Source organism: uncultured Azohydromonas sp., from assembly GCF_937926365.1.
Lineage (GTDB): Bacteria > Pseudomonadota > Gammaproteobacteria > Burkholderiales > Burkholderiaceae_C > Azohydromonas.
Genome location: NZ_CALAOH010000237.1, coordinates 1 through 15,656, shown reverse-complemented (window position 1 = coordinate 15,656; position 15,656 = coordinate 1). Strand labels below are relative to the sequence as shown.

Sequence of the window (15,656 nt, the reverse complement as noted above, 5' to 3'; positions counted from 1 at the left end):
GGCTGGCCCGCCACCAGCGGCACGGCCGTCCACGCCTGCCGCGCGCTGGGCAGCAGCGCCGCCGACAGCGAGGCCAGCCGGTGCTCGCTGGCCAGGTCGATGCCGGCCGAGTCGGGCCGCTGGGCGCCGAACAGCGCGCGTGGCAGCGGGATGGCCGGATGCGGCAGCCCCGGCGCGCCCTCGGCCCGCGCCGCGCGCTCCACCTGCGCCACCGGGTCCTCCACCAGCGCCTCGACCGGGATCGAGGCATCGGCGATGCGGTTGACGAAGCTGCTGTTGGCGCCGTTCTCCAGCAGCCGGCGCACCAGGTAGGCCAGCAGCGTCTCGTGCGTGCCCACGGGCGCGTAGATGCGGCAGGGCAGCCCCAGGCCGCCCTCGGCCGGCGGCGCCACCACCATCTCGTACAACGGCTCGCCCATGCCGTGCAGGCACTGGAACTCGTAGCGCCCGGGCGTCCAGGCGCCGGCCAGGTGGTGGACGGCCGCCACCGTGTGCGCGTTGTGGGTGGCGAACTGCGGATAGATGGCATCGGGCGCCGCCAGCAGCCGGCGCGCGCAGGCGAGGTAGGAAACGTCGGTGTGCGCCTTGCGGGTGTAGACCGCGTAGTCCTCCAGCCCGTCGAGCTGCGCGCGCTTGATCTCGCTGTCCCAGTACGCGCCCTTGACCAGCCGCAGCATCAGCCGGCGCCGGCTGCGGCGCGCGAGGTCGATGCAGAAGTCGAGCACGTGCGGGCAGCGCTTCTGGTAGGCCTGCACCGCCAGGCCGAGGCCGCTCCAGCCCGCGAGCATGTGCTCGCCGCACAGCCGCTGCAGCAGGTCCAGCGACAGCTCCAGCCGGTCCGCCTCCTCGGCGTCGATGCTCAGCCCGATGCCGTGATGCCGCGCCAGCAGCGCCAGCTGCAGCAGCCGCGGGTACAGCTCGGCCATCACCCGGGCGTGCTGCGAGCGGGTGTAGCGCGGATGCAGCGCCGACAGCTTGATGGAGATGCCTGGCCCCGCGTGCAGGTCGCGCCCGGCCAGCGCGATGCCCAGGGCGTGGATGGCGTGCTCGTAGGCCGAGAGGTAGCGCAACGCGTCCTCCGCCGTCAGCGCCGCCTCCCCGAGCATGTCGAAGGAGTACGTAAAACCCTGGGCCTCGCGCTTGCGGGCGCGGGACAGGGCCTCGCCGATGGTCTGGCCGCAGACGAACTGCTCGCCCAGCAGCCGCATCGCCAGGTCCACGCCCTTGCGCAGCAGCGGCTCGCCGCTGCGCGCGAGCACGCGCGAAAGGGCGCTGCCCAGCCCGGCTTCGGCCTGCTGGGTGGCCGCCAGGCGGCCGCCCAGCAGCAGGCCCCAGGTGGCGGCGTTGACGAACAGCGAGCCGCTGCGCCCCAGGTGCGCCCCCCAGTCGCCGTCGCCGAGCTTGTCGCGGATGAGCGCGTCGCGCGTGGCGTCGTCGGGGATGCGCAGCAGCGCCTCGGCCAGGCACATCAGCGCCACGCCCTCCTGGGAAGCCAGCGAGAACTCGCGCATGAGCCCCTGCACCAGTGCCTCGCGCCCGGCGCCCAGCCCCGAGATGCGCTCGCGCAGCCGCCGCGCCAGCGAGGCGGCCAGCGCCAACACCGACGCGGCCTGCGCCGGCGGCAGCCGGGCGGATTCGAGCAGCATCGCCACGGCCTCGGCTTCGGGCCGCCGGCACGCGGCCGTGATGGCCGAGCGCGGGACCGACTGCGGCAGCAGCTCACCGGCGAAGTCCAGGAAGGGCAGCGTCATGGCGGGACTCCTTGCCGCGCGGCGACGGCGGGCAGCCATCGTAGGATGCGCGCCCCGCGGCCCAGGGCCGGCGTGGCCTTTGCCGCGCCGGGTCCGAGCCGATACCCCATTCAGGAAACCAAGCCTTGGACCACACCTTTCTTTCCGCCCTGGTGCTGTTGCTGCTGGTGCTGGACCCGCTGGGCAGCCTGCCGGTGTTCATCAGCGTGCTGCGCGGCGTGGACCCGCGGCGGCGCACGCGCGTGGTGCTGCGCGAGACGGCCATCGCCTTCGCCGTGCTGCTGGCCTTCATGTTCAGCGGCCAGGCCTTCCTGCGGCTGATGCACCTGTCGGAGCGCTCGCTGGAGGTCGCCGGCGGCGTGATCCTGCTGGTGATCGCGATGCGCATGATCTTCGCGTCGGCCCAGCACTTGTACGCCGGCGAGGAGCGCGAACCCTTCATCTTCCCGCTGGCGGTGCCGCTGATGGCCGGCCCCTCGGCCATGGCCACGGTGCTGCTGCTGGCCTCGCGCGCGCCGGACCGCATGCCCGATTGGGTGGGCGCGCTCACGGTGGCGATGGCGGTGTGCGCGCTGGTGCTGTGGGCCAGCGAGGGGCTGCGCCGGCTGCTGGGCGACTCGGTGGTCACGGCGCTGGAAAAGCTCATGGGCCTGGTGCTCACCGCCATCGCCGTGGAAATGATCCTGGCCGGTCTCAAGCGGTATTTCCTCGAAAGCTGAGCCGGCACCGGCCTTGCCGTGCCGCGCGGCATGGCCGCCTTCCTCCGCGCCGCGGCGCTGCTCCTGCTGTTGCTGCTGCTGCCCACGCCGCCCGACCGCGGCGGCGTCCCGCCGCGCTGGAATCCCTGGGCGCCGCTGCGCATCGCCGATGCGCCCAACGTGCTCACGCCGCTGAAACTCGCCCGCCTGGGGCGCGACGGCGCGCTGTGCCGCGCCGTGCTGGCCCAGGCGCCGCTGCAGTCCACGCCGGTGCCGGACCGCGAGATCGGCCCGGGCTGCCGCCTGGCCGACGCGGTGCGCATTACCCGCACCCGCTTCGCCGTGAACGCCCCTTTCCTACTGAGCTGCCGCGCCGCCGTGTCGCTGGCGCTGTGGGAGCGGCACACCGTGCAGCCCGCCGCCATGCAACTGCTGGGCGCGCCGGTGCAGCGGCTGCAGCACCTGGGCAGCCTGGCGTGCCGCGACGTCGCCGCGCGTCCCGGGCGGCGCAGCCGCCATGCCCAGGCCGACGCGCTGGACGTGGCGGGCTTCACGCTGGGCGACGGCCGCCGCGTCACGGTGCTGCGCGACTGGGGCGACGCCGAGGCCCCGGCCGGGCGCTTCCTGCGCGCGCTGCACCGGGGCGCCTGCCGCAGCTTCGACGGCGTGCTGGGCCCCGACTACAACGCCGCGCACCGTGACCACCTGCACCTGGAGCTCGGCGGCGGGCGCTACTGCCGCTGAAGGCCGCGCGCACGGCCAACAAAAAGGGCGGCACCTCGCGGTGCCGCCCCAACTGGAGATTCTTCGAAGCGGGAGAAAGGTCAGAAGTCGTGCTTGATGCCGACGCCGAACACGGCGGTTTTCTCGTCCTGAACCAGCCCGCGCAGGCCCGGCGTGACCATGATGTTGGTCAGATTGGTGGCGCCGATTTCGGCATCGGCGTACGCGATCTGCGCGTACAGCGTCGTGCGCTTGGACAGGGCGTAGTCGTTGCTCAGCACCAGGGTCTTGGTTTTGTCCGTGCTGAAATCCTTGTCCTTGGCCAGGTAGAAAGCCAGGGTCGTGGTGTTGGCGCCCCACGAGAAGTCGCCGCCCACGCCCCAGGCGTCGACTTCAGTTGTGGTGCGGCCGCCGCCCAGGTTCAGCACGTCACCATCGCTCTTGTTCTTCAGGTACAGCGCCTTGATCTTGAAGGCGCCCAGCGGCACTGCACCGCCCAGGCCGTACTGCTTGGTCTCACCGGCACCGCTGTTCGCCTTGATCTGCTGGTACGAAGCCGAAACCGTCACCGGGCCCGTGTAGGAGCCGCCAATCACCACGGTGCTGCCGTCGCTGTTGCTGGTGGTCTGCTCGCCGAAGGCGTAGGCGGCACCCACGTTCACCGGGCCGAAGCTGCCCGTGTAGGAAATCGCGTTGCCCAGGAACACGCCAAGGTCGTTCGCCCCAGCACCGAGGCCAGCCGCAGGACCGTTGGGGTTCTGGTTGAAGGCATACGGATAGAGCATGCTGAACTGCTCCTTGAACCCGCGCGGGTCAGTGCCCAGATGCGCCAGGATCGCCGGCGAGTACTGGCGGCCCAGGGCCACCGCACCCCAGCTGCCCTTGAGGCCGACGTTGGCTTGACGACGGAAGAGGCCGCCCGTGGTGGTGCCGGTGTCGGCGTTGATGTGGCTCTCCAGGTTGAAGAAGGCGCTCAGGCCGCTGCCCAGGTCTTCCGTGCCGCGCAGACCCCAGATGCTGGGCAGGATGCCGCCGTTGTAGAGCTCGTGGATGTCCCCAGCGTCAACGGTACCGGGCACCCCGGGCGTCTTGCTGGTGAACTGGTAGCCCAGGTCGATGCGCCCGTACAGCGTCACGTTCGTCTGGGCCTGCGCCATCGGGGCCAGCACTGCGACGGCGGCGCCGATCAGGCTGAGCTTCAGGACGTTCTTCTTCATGGAGGGTCTCCTCGTAATGGAATGCATGGGCGCGGCCCGCCGCTGCGCCGCGGCCGCACCGGTACCGGAGGGCACCACGCAACTCGCGTACGCCGGCCGGCATCTCGGCGAAGAAAGTGTCGATGGCCGCACACTCCAGCGCCGTCCAGGGTTTCCACCGGCTTGGCGCGGGCGCGGTTGCTTCAGCTTGCAGCGCTGTGGCGGCCGGTAGCAATGCCACGGCAAAGCACCGCCGTTTGCGCCCTCAACCACGCCGGGATCGGCCCGCGCATCAGGGTTGGCACGTAGAGCACGTGATTCCAGCTGCAACCACTCGTTGCGCGGAGTGCACGCTCAACCCAGCGGCAAGCAGGGTCAATTTGTGGCATCCAACCAACACCGGCATGCCCTTGCAGCCCAGTACGCGGGACGCCCCGGTCTCGGGGGAGCCACGGCTCAGCGCGGCGCGGCGGGTTCCGCGGCGCCCAGCCAGCGCAACTCGGCCGCGAGGTACTGGCGCTGCACGTTGCGCCGGTGGAACGCGTCGTAGCGCGCCCAGTGCCGCCAAGCCGGCAGCTCGACGCGGCGCTGCGTCTCCAGCAGGTCGGCGCCGGCGTCGAGCAGGGCCTGCACCTCGGTGTCCAGCGCGGCCAGGTACGCGTCGGCCGCTTCGATCAGTGCCGGCGCCGCGCCGGCTTCGCCGTAGCCGGGCACCAGCGTGCGCAGCCCCTCCTGCCGTGCCAGCTGCCGCAGCGCGGCGCGCCAGGGCGCGGCCTCGCGTCCGGGGTCCAGCTCGGGAATGCGTCCGGCGGGCACCAGCGCGCCGGCGAAGGCCGCGCCGCTGCGCGCGTCCAGCACCACCAGGTCGCCCGAGGTGTGGCCCGGCCGGTGCAGCAGCTCGATGCGGCGCCCGCCCAGCTCCAGCGCCAAGTCGCCGTCGATGCGCCGCTGCGGCAGCACCAACCGCGTGCCGCGCATCACGGCCTCGCCCAGGTCGGCGCGCAGCCGGCGCAGGCACTCGTTGCAGCGCTGCGCCATGAGCTCGGCCGTGGCGGCGTGCGCCAGCACCGGGACGCCGGCCTCCTCGAAGGCGGCGCCCCCCATCAGGAACTCCGGCCGCGCCTGCGTGATGACGGCCAGCGCGGGCCGGCGTCCGGTGAGCCGCCGTGCCTGGTCGAGCGCCCAGCGCGCCAGGCGGTACGAGCCGCCGGTCTGCACCATCACCGGCCCGGCGGGCGTGGCGATGAGGCCCAGGTTGCCCACCGCGTCCTGGTTCGCCGGCTCGGGGCCCTCCAGGCTGCCCGGCAGCACGAACACGCCCGGCGCGACTTCCCGCGGCGCCCCGTAGCGCGCTGGCGGCGGACGGGAGACGGCAGCCGACGTGCCGCTCCGGGCCGCGGCCCACGCCGCGCCGGGCAGCGCCAGCGCGGCCAGGCTGGCCAGTGCGAAACGGCGTCGGCCGCACTCGGGCTCAGCCGCGGTGAGACTCGGGGAAGGTGACGAAGCAACCAGGATCGCGCTCCCCTCAGGCCACGAGCTGCAGCCGCTGCTCGAAGTGGCGGCCCTCGGTGTCGTCCACGCGCGCCAGCAGCTCGCCGCCGCGCGGCTCGGCCCGGAGCCAGAAGCGCAGGTGCGGGTTCTCGCTGAGCGAGAAGTCCACCTGCGCCGCCAGCAGCCGCTGCCCGGCGTAGGCCAGCTCGATGTTCCGCACGTACTGCGCCTTGGTGTAGAGCCGCGTGGCCTGGTCCATCACCAGCCCGGAGTCGTTGGGATGGCTGACCATGAGCTGCGCGCGCAGCGGCTGTCCGGGCGGCGCGTCCTCCTGCACCGCCAGCCGCATCCGGCCCAGCGTGGCGCGCGCGGCTTCGGCGTCCTTGCCCGGCGGCGCGGAGCAGCCGCCGGAGGCCTTGACGAAGCGCTTGCTCATCACGAGGCGGCCGTCGTCGAGCTCGGCGATGGCGCGCACGAAGCCGTATTCGTCGATGCGCACCCGCGTCTCCAGGTCGGCACGGCCGCTGGCGGGGCCGAGCTCCACCATGGCCGCCAGCGGCGAGGGGTTGTTGTCGATGACCAGCACCAGGCGGCGCACGCGGGCACCCTGGCCCTGGGCGAAGCCCGCGCGCACGGCGATGGGCACCACGGCCGCGTCCTCGGCGCGCGCGGGCGCCTGCAGCGACAGCAGCGCCTCGTCCTCGACGATGGGGCGGCGCGCGAACAGCGCCTCGCGCTGCTGCAGCCAGCGCGGGTTGTTCTCCAGTTCCTCGGCCGAGCGCAACTGCGCCCGCGCGGCGGCCGGGGCGGCCAGCAGCAGGCCCAGCACGTGGCGCCGGTGCAGGGATGACAAGTTCATGTTGACCTCCTGGGAGGTGAGGGGCCTCGTCAGCGCGCCCACTCCAGCTCGACGTAGGCGGCGGTGAGGTTGCGGCGGTGGAAGTCCTCCGCCAGTTGCCATTGTCCCGGCAAGCGGGTGGCCTCCAGAGTTTCGGTCAGGCTCAGGCCTTTTCCCAGCGCGGCCTCGACCTCGCGGCGCAGCTCGGCCAGGTAGCCGGCCGTGGGCGCCAGGGCGGATGGCCAGTCACTCATGACCCGGCCGTGGCCCGGCACGGCGCGGCGCACGCCGGCCTCGCGGCCCAGCGCCTGGAGCACCTGCTGCCAGCCGATGAGCTTGCCATCGAGCACGGGCAGGTGGCCGTCGAAGGCCAGGTCGCCCAGCCACAGCGTGCCGGAGGCGCTGTCCAGCGCCGTGAGATCGGCGTCGGTGTGGGCGGTGGGCCAGGCGCGCAGCTCCAGGGTGCGGCCGCCCAGGTCCAGCTCCATGTGGTCGGCCACGGCCAGCGTGGGCGGCGGAATGCGCTGCGGCACCTCGGCCGCCCCCTCGCGCTGCAGCGCGCGCAGGTAGTACGGCCCACGCGCGGCCAGCGCTGCCGCGAGCTTCAGGTGCCCCACGATCTGCGGCGGCCGCCCGCCGTTGGCGGTGGCGAAGGCGCCGTTGCCCATGACGTGGTCCGGGTGCACATGGGTGTTGACCAGGAAGCACACCGGCAGCGCGCTCACCGAGCGCAGCGCTGCCAGCAGCTCGCGCCCGTGCCGCAGGCTGCCGCCGCTGTCGATCACCGCCGCGCAGCGGCTGCCCAGCACGAAGCCGGTGTTGGCGACCTGGGCGTGCGCCGCATCCCAGACGGCATGGCGGCCGGGGAGGAGGTAGACGCCGGGGGCGATGGATTGGAGCTCGGTGGCCGGCGCCGCTGCCCCCGCGGCGGGCACCGCGCCGGACCCGGTGGCGCCGGGCAGCGGCGCGCAGCCCGCGCCCAGCAGCGCCGCACCCGCAGCCACCCAGCCGGCGAGCAGGCGCGCGCGCATGGCCTCAGCGCCCTTCCGCCATCTTCTTGAGGTTGGCCAGCCCTGCCTGGTACACGCCCGTGACGGCCTTGAGCGCCGCCTCGTCGTTCTTGTCCGCCGGGGGATCGTTGCCGGGAAAGGCACGGTAGAAGGCGCCGCGCCACTCCACCACCGACTTGTTGTCGCCCTCGGGGCTGACCTGGATCGTGGAGGTGTAGTTGGTCACCGGCAGCGCGCCGCCGTCCTTGGCGCGGTAGCTGTACTTGCGCCCGTCGTCGCTGTAGCTCTCCAGCGTCTCGACGATCTCGCCGCCGCCCTTGAGCGCGATGGTGCGCACCGAGCCCACGCTGTTGCCCTGCGTCGCCGGGCTGGCCGCCACGGCCGGATGCCACTGCTGCAGCGCTTCGAAGTTCTTCACCTGGTCCCACACCGCCGCGGCCGGCGCCTCGATGGTGACTTTCTCGACGACCTTCTGCCGCGTCGGGCCGTGGGCCTGGGCGCCGCCGGCCAGGGCCGCGGCCAGACCCAGGGCGAGCAGGGGTCGGAACGATCTGTGATGCACGGGCATGTCTCCTTGTGTGTGCGTCGTTGGTTTGAGGAATCAGGGCACCGTCGCCACGAAGGCGCCGAAGCCACGGGGATTCGTTCCGATGCGGATGCGCGCGCGCTCCTTGCCGCTGGCCACGTCCAGCACCGAGAGCTCGTCGTCCATCCAGTTGACGACCAGCAGTTCCTCGCCCTGCACCGCGACGCCCTCGGGATGGCCGAAACCCTCCAGGCGCCGCCGCAGCTCGTAGCTTTGCGCGTCCAGCACGCTCACCGTGTCCTCGTGCTGGTTGGTGACGAACAGCCGCGTGCCGTCGGCCGAGAGCGCCGCGCCATAGGGCGCGCGGCCCAGCGGCACGCGCTTGATCTCGCGCAGCGCCGCCAGATCCACCACGCTCATGTCGTCGCCCTGCACGTTGAGCGCCAGCAGCCGGCCACGCGGCTCGTCCAGCAGCAGCGCGAACGGATGCTTGCCCACGGCCACGCGCGCCTTCACGCGCCGCGCGGGCAGGTCCACCACCGCCACCACGTCGTCGTCGCGCTCGGCGACGTAGGCGGCCTGGCCGTCGGCCGACACCGCCACGCCCGACGGGGTGCGCCCCAGCGCGATCTCGCCCACGCGCTCCAGGCTGCGGGTGTCGAAGCCGATGAGCCGCTGCCCCTGCCAGTCGGCCACCCAGACGTGGCGCCCGTCCGGCGCCGCGGCGATGCCCAGCGGCTGCTCTCCCGCCGGACGCGTGCCCAGCAGCCGCGCGCTGCCGGGCTCGATCACCGCCAGCTCGCGGCTGTCGGGATTGGTGATGAAGACGCGGTCGCCGGCCACCGCCACGCCCGCGGGCGAGCGCCCCACCGGCACCGTGGCCACCACGCGGCGCTGCGCGATGTCCACCACGCTCACGTCGTGGCTGCCCTGGTTGGTGATGAAGGCCAGGGCGGAGGCGGCCTGGGCGGCGTGGGCGTACAGGAGCAGCGCCATGGCCGCCACAAAGACACGGCCCTTGAAGAAAAGTCCGTCGCGCCCGCGCAGGCGGGCATCCACGAGCCACGCGGTGCGGCCCGGCGTGCGTGGACACCCGCCTTCGCGGGTGTGACGGGATTGTTTGGCCGGCCCTTGCGGACTCGATTCAGAACGCCACATCCGCCGTCCCCAGCACCGGCCAGCCGCGCTCGCGCGCCACGGCGCGCAGGCGGTCGTCGGGGCGCACCGCCACCGGGTCGGTCACGGCCTCCAGCAGCGGCAGGTCGCCCGCGGCGTCGGAGTAGAACCAGCTGCGCTCGAAGTCCTGCAGCGCCAGCCCTTCGGCCGCCAGCCAGCGCCGCACGTGCGTGAGCTTGTGCTCGCGGTGGCAGGGCACCCCTTCGATGTCGCCGGTGAGCCAGCCGCCCTCGCGGCGCGGCTCGGTGGCCAGCACGTGCGGCACGCCGAACAGCCGCGCGAAGGGTTCGGCCACCAGCCGCGTGGTGGCGGTGACGATGGCGCAGCGGTCGCCGGCCTCGTGGTGCCGCGCCACCAGCGCCAGCGTGCCGCGCGGCACGCGACGCGCCATGCGCTCCTCGAACTCGCGGCCCCAACGCGCGAGCTGCGCCTCGGCCACGGTGCTCACCGGCGCCACCACCGCGCGGTGCAGCGCTTCGAGCCCGGCGCGGCCGCTTAGGTAGCTGCGACAGGCCTCCAGGTAACGCCGCTCGGCGGCGGCATCCAGGACCCCGCGCTCCACCAGGAACAGCAGCCACTCGCGGCCGCTGTCGAAGGGAATGAGCGTGAAGTCCAGATCGAACAGCGCCAGGCGCGTGGAACGTGCCATGGCGTCAGTCGTACTTGAGGTGCTTGAAGCGCGGGTCGTCGGGCGTGCCGTCCAGCGGCGACTCCTCGTCCTTGCCCGGCTGCCACATCAGCACCTCCTCGATCTTGTGCGCCAGGGCGAAGTCCTTGTCCGTCACGCCCTTGGCCGCATGGTTCATGAGCTTCACGATCACGAAGGCATAGGACACCGTGAGGTCCGGGTGGTGCCAGGCGGCCTCGGCCAGCTGGCCCACCGTGTTGACCACCATCAGCGTGGACTTCCAGCCGCTGGTCTTGTACTTGCGGCGAATCCAGCCGTCCTCGTAGTACCAGGAAGGCAGCTCTTCCTTGAGCCGCGCCTCGATCTCCTCGGGGCTGTAGACCGTGTCGGCCGTGGACTTGCGCCATTTCGTCATCAGATCCCTCCTCGCGCCGCGGCATGGAGCGGGAATCGCACCGTGAACCGCCGCCGCAGCGCGCAGTCTTGCGCCGCGCGCGGCGGGCTGCCCAGCCCGGGCATGAGCCCCTGTCGCGCGCGTGCCGCACTCAGCTCCAGTCGTCCATGTCGTGCTTGACGGTGTGGCGGTTTGCGATCAGCTCCTGCACCGTGGGCTCGTTGTTGAGCGCGCGCCGGATCGCCAGCTTGGTGGCCTCGTAGTTGGTGCGGTACATGTCCTTCTTGTCGAGCTGCGCGTGCGTGGCGCAGCGCGGGTCGATCCACACCAGGGAGATGATGCAGAGCTCGTTGGCGAGGTCCTTGGGGATCACGCCTTCGATGAGGCAGTCCACCACCGCGTCGGCCGTGGCCGACTGCACCACGCCGCCGAAGAGCTCGATGTTGGCCATGTCCTTGAGCGTGACCTTGGGCACCAGCATGGTTGCGGGGCGCACGAGCTGGTTGCAGGCGCGGATGGCGAACATGGCGGTGTGGCCCTTGCTCTGGGCCATCATGTTGGCGAAGGCCTGTCCCACCGGGCCGTCGGTGCGGCCGATGAGGATCTCCGGCATCGCATCCGTGTACTGGCCCTCGGCCGCCAGCACCGTGGCTTCGCCGGCGTGGAAGAGGAAGTTCTTGCTCATGGTCTGTTCCTGTCGTTGTTGACTGTTCCTGAATTCAGTCCGGCAGCAGGATTTCGCCCCGCCCGCCGGTCGCCACGTCGCCCGCCAGCCGCCGCACGCGCCGCCCGGGCAGCCCGGCGAAGGCGCCGCCGTAGCCCGCCAGCGAGCGCGCCAGCAGTTGCCAGATCACCCCCACCTCGTGCCGCGTGGGCACGAAGCTCGGTGTCGGCGCCACGCCGCCGCCCGCGCACAGCAGCGTGCCGCGCCGCATGTGGAAGCCCGGGTGCAGGCCCGCCGTGCCGCCCACCGCCACCGTGCCCGCCACCAGGCGCGAGGCAGCGAAATCGCCCGCGTCGCCGTGCACCAGCACCAGGCCGCGGCGCATGCGGTCGGCCAGCCGTGCGCCGGCGCGGCCGTGCACCAGCAGCACGCCGCCGCGCACGCCTTCCATGTTCCCGGGTAGCGGCGCGGCGGCGAAGTCGCCCACGTCGCCCAGCACCGTGAGCCGGCCGCCCTGCATCTCGCAGCCCGCCAGCAGCCCGGCATTCCCGTCCACCAGGATCTCGCCGCCGCTCATGCCGGTGCCCACCAGGTCGCCCACGCTGCCGCGCACCTCGATGCGCCCGGCCGCGAGCTGCCAGCCGATGCGGTCGCAGCGCGCCAGCTCGCCCTCCAGCACCAGCAGGTCCTCGGGACCGTCGCCGCACTCGACCTTGAAGAACTCCGCCAGCGGCAGCGACTGCCGGCCCTGCCACAGCGACAGCGTCTCCACCGCCGCCACGGAACGGCCCGCCAGCGCCTGCGGCAGCAGGGCGCGCAGGTCCAGGCGCAGGGCGGGCGGCTGCTTGAGGGTGAGGGTCCAGCTCATTGAGCCGTCTCCAGCAGCTTGTGCAGGTGGAAGTGGAACGGGCCCAGCTTGCCGCCGTAGTTGCCCGCCGAGATGCGCAGCAGCCCGCTGCCGGTGCCGCGCGCCGTGGCGGCTTGCAGCCCGGCACGCATGGCGGCGGCCACGTCGGCTTCGGACAGGCCGTCGATCACGATTTCCATCACGCAGTCCTGTCCCGGCTGCAACTGGCTGCGCGGCGACAGCCCCATCAGCGAAGGGCAGAAAGCGTCGTTGGTGGAGGCCGACAGCGCCGGGTACTTGCTGCCCACCTTGGAACCCGAGCGCACCACGCCGCCGGGGAAGGGCATGATGACGTTGGGCACCTGCCGCATCGCCGCCACCGCGGCCTCGGCCGCGCCCAGCGCCGAGGGCACGTCGCGCGCGATCAGCAGCAGGTTGCCGCCGCCCACGCCCTTGATCACCGCCGTCGTCTCCTGCGCAACGAACTCGCCGTCCATCACCGGCACGCGCCAATAGCGCCGGCCGTCGATGACCTTGCTCACCTGCCAGCCGTCGCCGAAGAAGCGCAGGTTCTTGCCCAGCGCGATGGCCTCGCCCTCGTCCAGCCCGGCAAAGATGGCCGTGGTGGGGCAGGTGAGCACGCACTGGCCGACGCGGCGCTCGACCTGCTTGGCCAGCTCCTTGCCGGACATCGAGAAGATCAGCACCGACACGCCCGGCCGCCCGTCGGGCGTCTGTTCGGCCGGCAGCTCGCGCTCGATGGCCGCTTCGCAGCCGCAGGCGATGACGGAGGTTGCGAAGCCCGTGGCCGCGACGGCCGCGTGCCGCGCCCAGTCGGCGTTGTGCGCGGTGATCACCAGCCGCGTGCCTTTCATCGGGAAGGCCTCGGCGAACTCGTCGTCCACCAGCACGCCGTTGACTTCGAGAGCCGCCGTCATGCCCCGGCCTCCTCGGCAGCGGCAAAGCACGCCGCCGGCAGCAGCCGCCCGCCGTTGCAGCAGGCACACAGCTCGTCGTGGCCGATGGCGGCGTGGTCCGGATGGATGCTGCCGTGCCGCCGGGCCCAGTCGCGCAGCAGCTTCGTGATGGAGCGGTCGTATTCCGGCGCCACGAAGTGCGTGCCGCCCGTGGGCACGGCCGTGATGCGCCCGGCCTGCGCCACCAGCATCCCGTCCTTGAACACCAGCTCCGGCGTGGTGAACATGGCCTGCGCATCGGGCTGGCGCCGGTACACGGCGATATCCGCCGCCGCGCCCGCCGCCAGCCGCCCGCGGTCGCGCAGGCCCAGCAGCCGCGCCGGCCCGGCGCGCGTGACGATGGCGATTTCCTGCAGCGTGTACTCGCGCGCCATGTCCTTGAGCGCCGACTGCGCCGCCACCTCCGGATGCAGCTTGGCGAGCTGCTCGTCTCTAAAACTCTTGTCCATCAGCAGCCGGATCAGGTGCGGGTAGCTGGAGAAGGGACCGCCGTTGGGATGGTCGGTGGTCAGCACCACGCGCCACGGGTCCTTGATCGACAGGAACAGCTCCAGCCCGATGCTCCACTGCAGCGCGTTGACGTAGCTCTGCTCGCGGTAGCGGAAGGGCACCACGCCGCAGCCACCAACGCACTCGATGTCGGCGCCGGTCCACTTGCGCGGGTGCGCCAGCGCGGCGGTGGCGAGCTGGCTCATGGTGTCGCCCGAGGCCGTGACGGTCTGGCCGAAGATCACCTGGCCTACGTCGATGGAGACGTTGGGGTTGGCGTTCACCGCCTCCGCCAACTGCGCCGCCGCCGAAGAGAACTTGTGCGGCCCCTCGGTGCCGTAGCTGTGGAACTGCACGTGCGTGAGGTGCCCGGGCAGGCCCTCCAGCGCGTCGATGGTGGCCAGCGTGGAGGCGATGTTGCCGGCCGCGCCGAGGTTGCTGGCGTGGATGTGCAGCGGATGCGCCAGCCCCAGCTCGTGCACGGCGCGCGCCAGCGTCCCGAGCACCTGCCGCGGCGTGATGCCCCAGTGCGTGTGCGTGCCGTCCACGTCCAGGCGGCGCTGGTTGAACTTGAAGGCCGAGATGCCGCCCGGGTTCACCACCTTCACGCCCATGGCCTTGGAGGCGTCGATGGCCCAGCCCACGTAGTCGCGGATGCGCTCGAAGGGCTGGCCCTCGGCCAGCATCTGCAGCAGCAGCTCCTCGTTGCCCAGCATCACGTAGGCGCCGTGGTCGAGGATGGGCACGTCGCCCATCTCCATGTGCGCGTGGCGCGCGTTGCTCAGCACCATGGCCGGCTCGAAGGCGGCCGTGTAGCCCATCTCGACGTAGCGGTAGCCGGTGGAGAGCGTGCCGGGCGCGCAGGTGCCGCAGGAGTCCAGCTCCAGCGGGTTGACCGGCCTGGGCGCCGGGTCCCGGCCGCGGCGGTGGTCCTCGGGCAGCAGCATGCGCGCGAGGTTGACCTTGCCGCCGCCGATGTGCGTGTGCAGGTCGATGCCACCGGCCATCACCACGCAGCCCGCGACGTCGAACTCCCGCGCCGGCGGGCGGTCGCGGTCCGGCGCCACGACGCGGCCGTCGCGCACGTACAGGTCCTGCACCGCGTCCAGGCCCGAGGCCGGATCGATGACATGGCCGTTTCTCAGCACGAAATCCGTCATGCGTTCACCTCCGCGCCATGCGCGGCCTTGTTGTCCTGACCAGCGTTCATGCGGTTTCGAAGGCGTTGCTGACCGCCGCCGCCGCGGCCGCCACGCTGGGCAGCCCGTCGGGACGCAGCGCGCGCAGCGGCATCAGCACCGTGCCGTCGGTGCGGAACAGGTGTCCCGCGTGGCCGATGCCGGGCGTGGCCACCGGGATGAACACCACCTCGCCGCCGGCGGGCAGCGGCGTGCCCGGATGGCCCAGCAGCACCAGCGGCAGCCGCGCTTCGGGCAGCGGCTCGGGGTGGAAGGCGTTGACCCACAGCAGCGCGTCCACGTCGCCCTGCGCCAGCAGCCGCCGCGCTTCGAAGCGCAGCGGGTCGTGCTCCAGCCCCAGCGGCGAGGCCTGCGTGCGCAGCGGCAGCCCGCTGAGCCAGGTGAACACCTGCTGCACCGTGCCGGCGCCGTCGTTGCCGCCCAGCGGCAGCGAGGCGGCGCGGGTGACATGGTTGAGCGCGTTGACGATCTGGTGCAGGCATTCCGCCACCAGCGCGCCCTGCGCGGGCAGCCGGGCGGGCTCCCACACCAGCGTCACGTAGTGCGCCGCGATCAGCGCCTCGGACAGCGCCGCCAGCGCCGGGTCCGCGCCCGGCACCGGGCGGTTGGCGCACAGCGCCTGCAGCACCGAAACGGTGGTGAACAGGTCGCCTCCCTGCAGCGGCAGCGTGTCCACCGTCACGCCGGGCAGGCCCTGCAGCGCGGCGTCCGGCTCCAGGCCCAGGTACACCAGGCGGCGCTGCGGCACGAGCGAGGTGTCGCCGATGCCGCAGCGGCGGAAGAACTCGGGGAAGTTGTCGCCGGGCCGGGTGAGGCACAGCAGCAGGTCGGCGCGGTTGCGCACCTCGGCCAGCGTGGTGGTGTAGCCGCCGCGGTCCTGCAGCGCGCGCGCGGCGGTGAAGAGGGCTTCGCCGTGCAGGTGGTCGCTGACCGCGCCGCTGCGCTCGGCCAGCCGGTACAGCGCGCGCGCGCCGGCCACGTCGGTGGCCAGGCCGCCCAGCAGCGGCAGCCGGCTGCGGCGCAGCAGCGCCGCCGCGGCGGCGGCGGCC

16 protein-coding genes are annotated in these 15,656 nt (G+C 72.7%); 2 read left to right on the top strand and 14 right to left on the bottom strand.

From position 1 onward, the window contains the following. Positions 1 to 1,751 (bottom strand): proline dehydrogenase family protein (locus Q0741_RS26345; RefSeq protein WP_298236165.1); only part of this gene is annotated, 1,751 nt, incomplete at its 3' end. 125 nt (positions 1,752 to 1,876) lie between these two features. Here Q0741_RS26345 and Q0741_RS26340 point away from each other — a divergent pair. Both Q0741_RS26340 and Q0741_RS26335 read left to right on the top strand, forming a co-directional pair. Then, positions 1,877 to 2,470, top strand: a complete 594-nt coding sequence (locus Q0741_RS26340) for a MarC family protein (protein ID WP_298236164.1) — start codon at positions 1,877 to 1,879, stop codon at positions 2,468 to 2,470. A gap of 30 nt (positions 2,471 to 2,500) precedes the next feature. Next, the gene (locus Q0741_RS26335) at positions 2,501 to 3,193 is read left to right on the top strand and encodes an extensin family protein (protein WP_298236163.1); all 693 of its coding nucleotides are present in this window, start codon (positions 2,501 to 2,503) and stop codon (positions 3,191 to 3,193) included. Positions 3,194 to 3,273: 80 nt separating this feature from the next. Here the strand turns inward: Q0741_RS26335 and Q0741_RS26330 are convergent, their stop codons facing one another. From Q0741_RS26330 to Q0741_RS26270, 13 genes are all read right to left on the bottom strand, one after another. Next, positions 3,274 to 4,389, bottom strand: coding sequence for a porin (locus Q0741_RS26330; protein ID WP_298236162.1), 1,116 nt, complete (start codon positions 4,387 to 4,389; stop codon positions 3,274 to 3,276). A 435-nt stretch (positions 4,390 to 4,824) separates the two neighbouring features. Further along, positions 4,825 to 5,685 carry an MBL fold metallo-hydrolase gene (locus Q0741_RS26325; RefSeq protein WP_298236161.1) on the bottom strand — a complete coding sequence of 287 codons (861 nt, stop codon included), beginning with the start codon at positions 5,683 to 5,685 and terminating at the stop codon, positions 4,825 to 4,827. A gap of 208 nt (positions 5,686 to 5,893) precedes the next feature. Further along, entirely contained in the window at positions 5,894 to 6,718 is an 825-nt protein-coding gene (locus tag Q0741_RS26320; protein WP_298236160.1) for a quinoprotein dehydrogenase-associated SoxYZ-like carrier, read from the bottom strand. A 29-nt stretch (positions 6,719 to 6,747) separates the two neighbouring features. Further along, positions 6,748 to 7,728, bottom strand: coding sequence for a quinoprotein relay system zinc metallohydrolase 2 (locus Q0741_RS26315; protein WP_298236159.1), 981 nt, complete (start codon positions 7,726 to 7,728; stop codon positions 6,748 to 6,750). A gap of 4 nt (positions 7,729 to 7,732) precedes the next feature. Then, positions 7,733 to 8,275 carry an SRPBCC family protein gene (locus Q0741_RS26310; protein ID WP_298236158.1) on the bottom strand — a complete coding sequence of 181 codons (543 nt, stop codon included), beginning with the start codon at positions 8,273 to 8,275 and terminating at the stop codon, positions 7,733 to 7,735. 33 nt (positions 8,276 to 8,308) lie between these two features. Further along, a complete protein-coding gene (locus Q0741_RS26305) occupies positions 8,309 to 9,292 on the bottom strand; it encodes a YncE family protein (protein WP_298236157.1) in 984 nt (327 codons plus the stop codon). An 85-nt stretch (positions 9,293 to 9,377) separates the two neighbouring features. Beyond that, positions 9,378 to 10,058, bottom strand: a complete 681-nt coding sequence (locus Q0741_RS26300; RefSeq protein WP_298236156.1) for an HAD family phosphatase — start codon at positions 10,056 to 10,058, stop codon at positions 9,378 to 9,380. Between the two features lie 4 nt (positions 10,059 to 10,062). Next, positions 10,063 to 10,452, bottom strand: a complete 390-nt coding sequence (locus tag Q0741_RS26295; RefSeq protein ID WP_298236155.1) for a 4a-hydroxytetrahydrobiopterin dehydratase — start codon at positions 10,450 to 10,452, stop codon at positions 10,063 to 10,065. Between the two features lie 130 nt (positions 10,453 to 10,582). Next, the gene (gene fae / locus Q0741_RS26290; RefSeq protein ID WP_298236154.1) at positions 10,583 to 11,116 is read right to left on the bottom strand and encodes a formaldehyde-activating enzyme; all 534 of its coding nucleotides are present in this window, start codon (positions 11,114 to 11,116) and stop codon (positions 10,583 to 10,585) included. A gap of 34 nt (positions 11,117 to 11,150) precedes the next feature. After that, positions 11,151 to 11,963 (bottom strand): formylmethanofuran dehydrogenase subunit C, encoded by an 813-nt coding sequence (locus Q0741_RS26285; protein ID WP_298236153.1) that lies wholly within the window; start codon positions 11,961 to 11,963, stop codon positions 11,151 to 11,153. Next, positions 11,960 to 12,880, bottom strand: a complete 921-nt coding sequence (gene fhcD, locus Q0741_RS26280; protein WP_298236152.1) for a formylmethanofuran--tetrahydromethanopterin N-formyltransferase — start codon at positions 12,878 to 12,880, stop codon at positions 11,960 to 11,962. The genes Q0741_RS26285 and fhcD overlap by 4 nt, the downstream gene beginning before the upstream one ends. Further along, positions 12,877 to 14,568, bottom strand: a complete 1,692-nt coding sequence (locus tag Q0741_RS26275) for a formylmethanofuran dehydrogenase subunit A (RefSeq protein ID WP_298236151.1) — start codon at positions 14,566 to 14,568, stop codon at positions 12,877 to 12,879. Before Q0741_RS26275 ends, fhcD begins: the two co-directional genes overlap by 4 nt. Before the next feature lie 46 nt (positions 14,569 to 14,614). Beyond that, positions 14,615 to 15,656, bottom strand: a 1,042-nt coding sequence (locus tag Q0741_RS26270; protein ID WP_298236150.1) for a formylmethanofuran dehydrogenase, incomplete at its 5' end; no start/stop codon positions are given.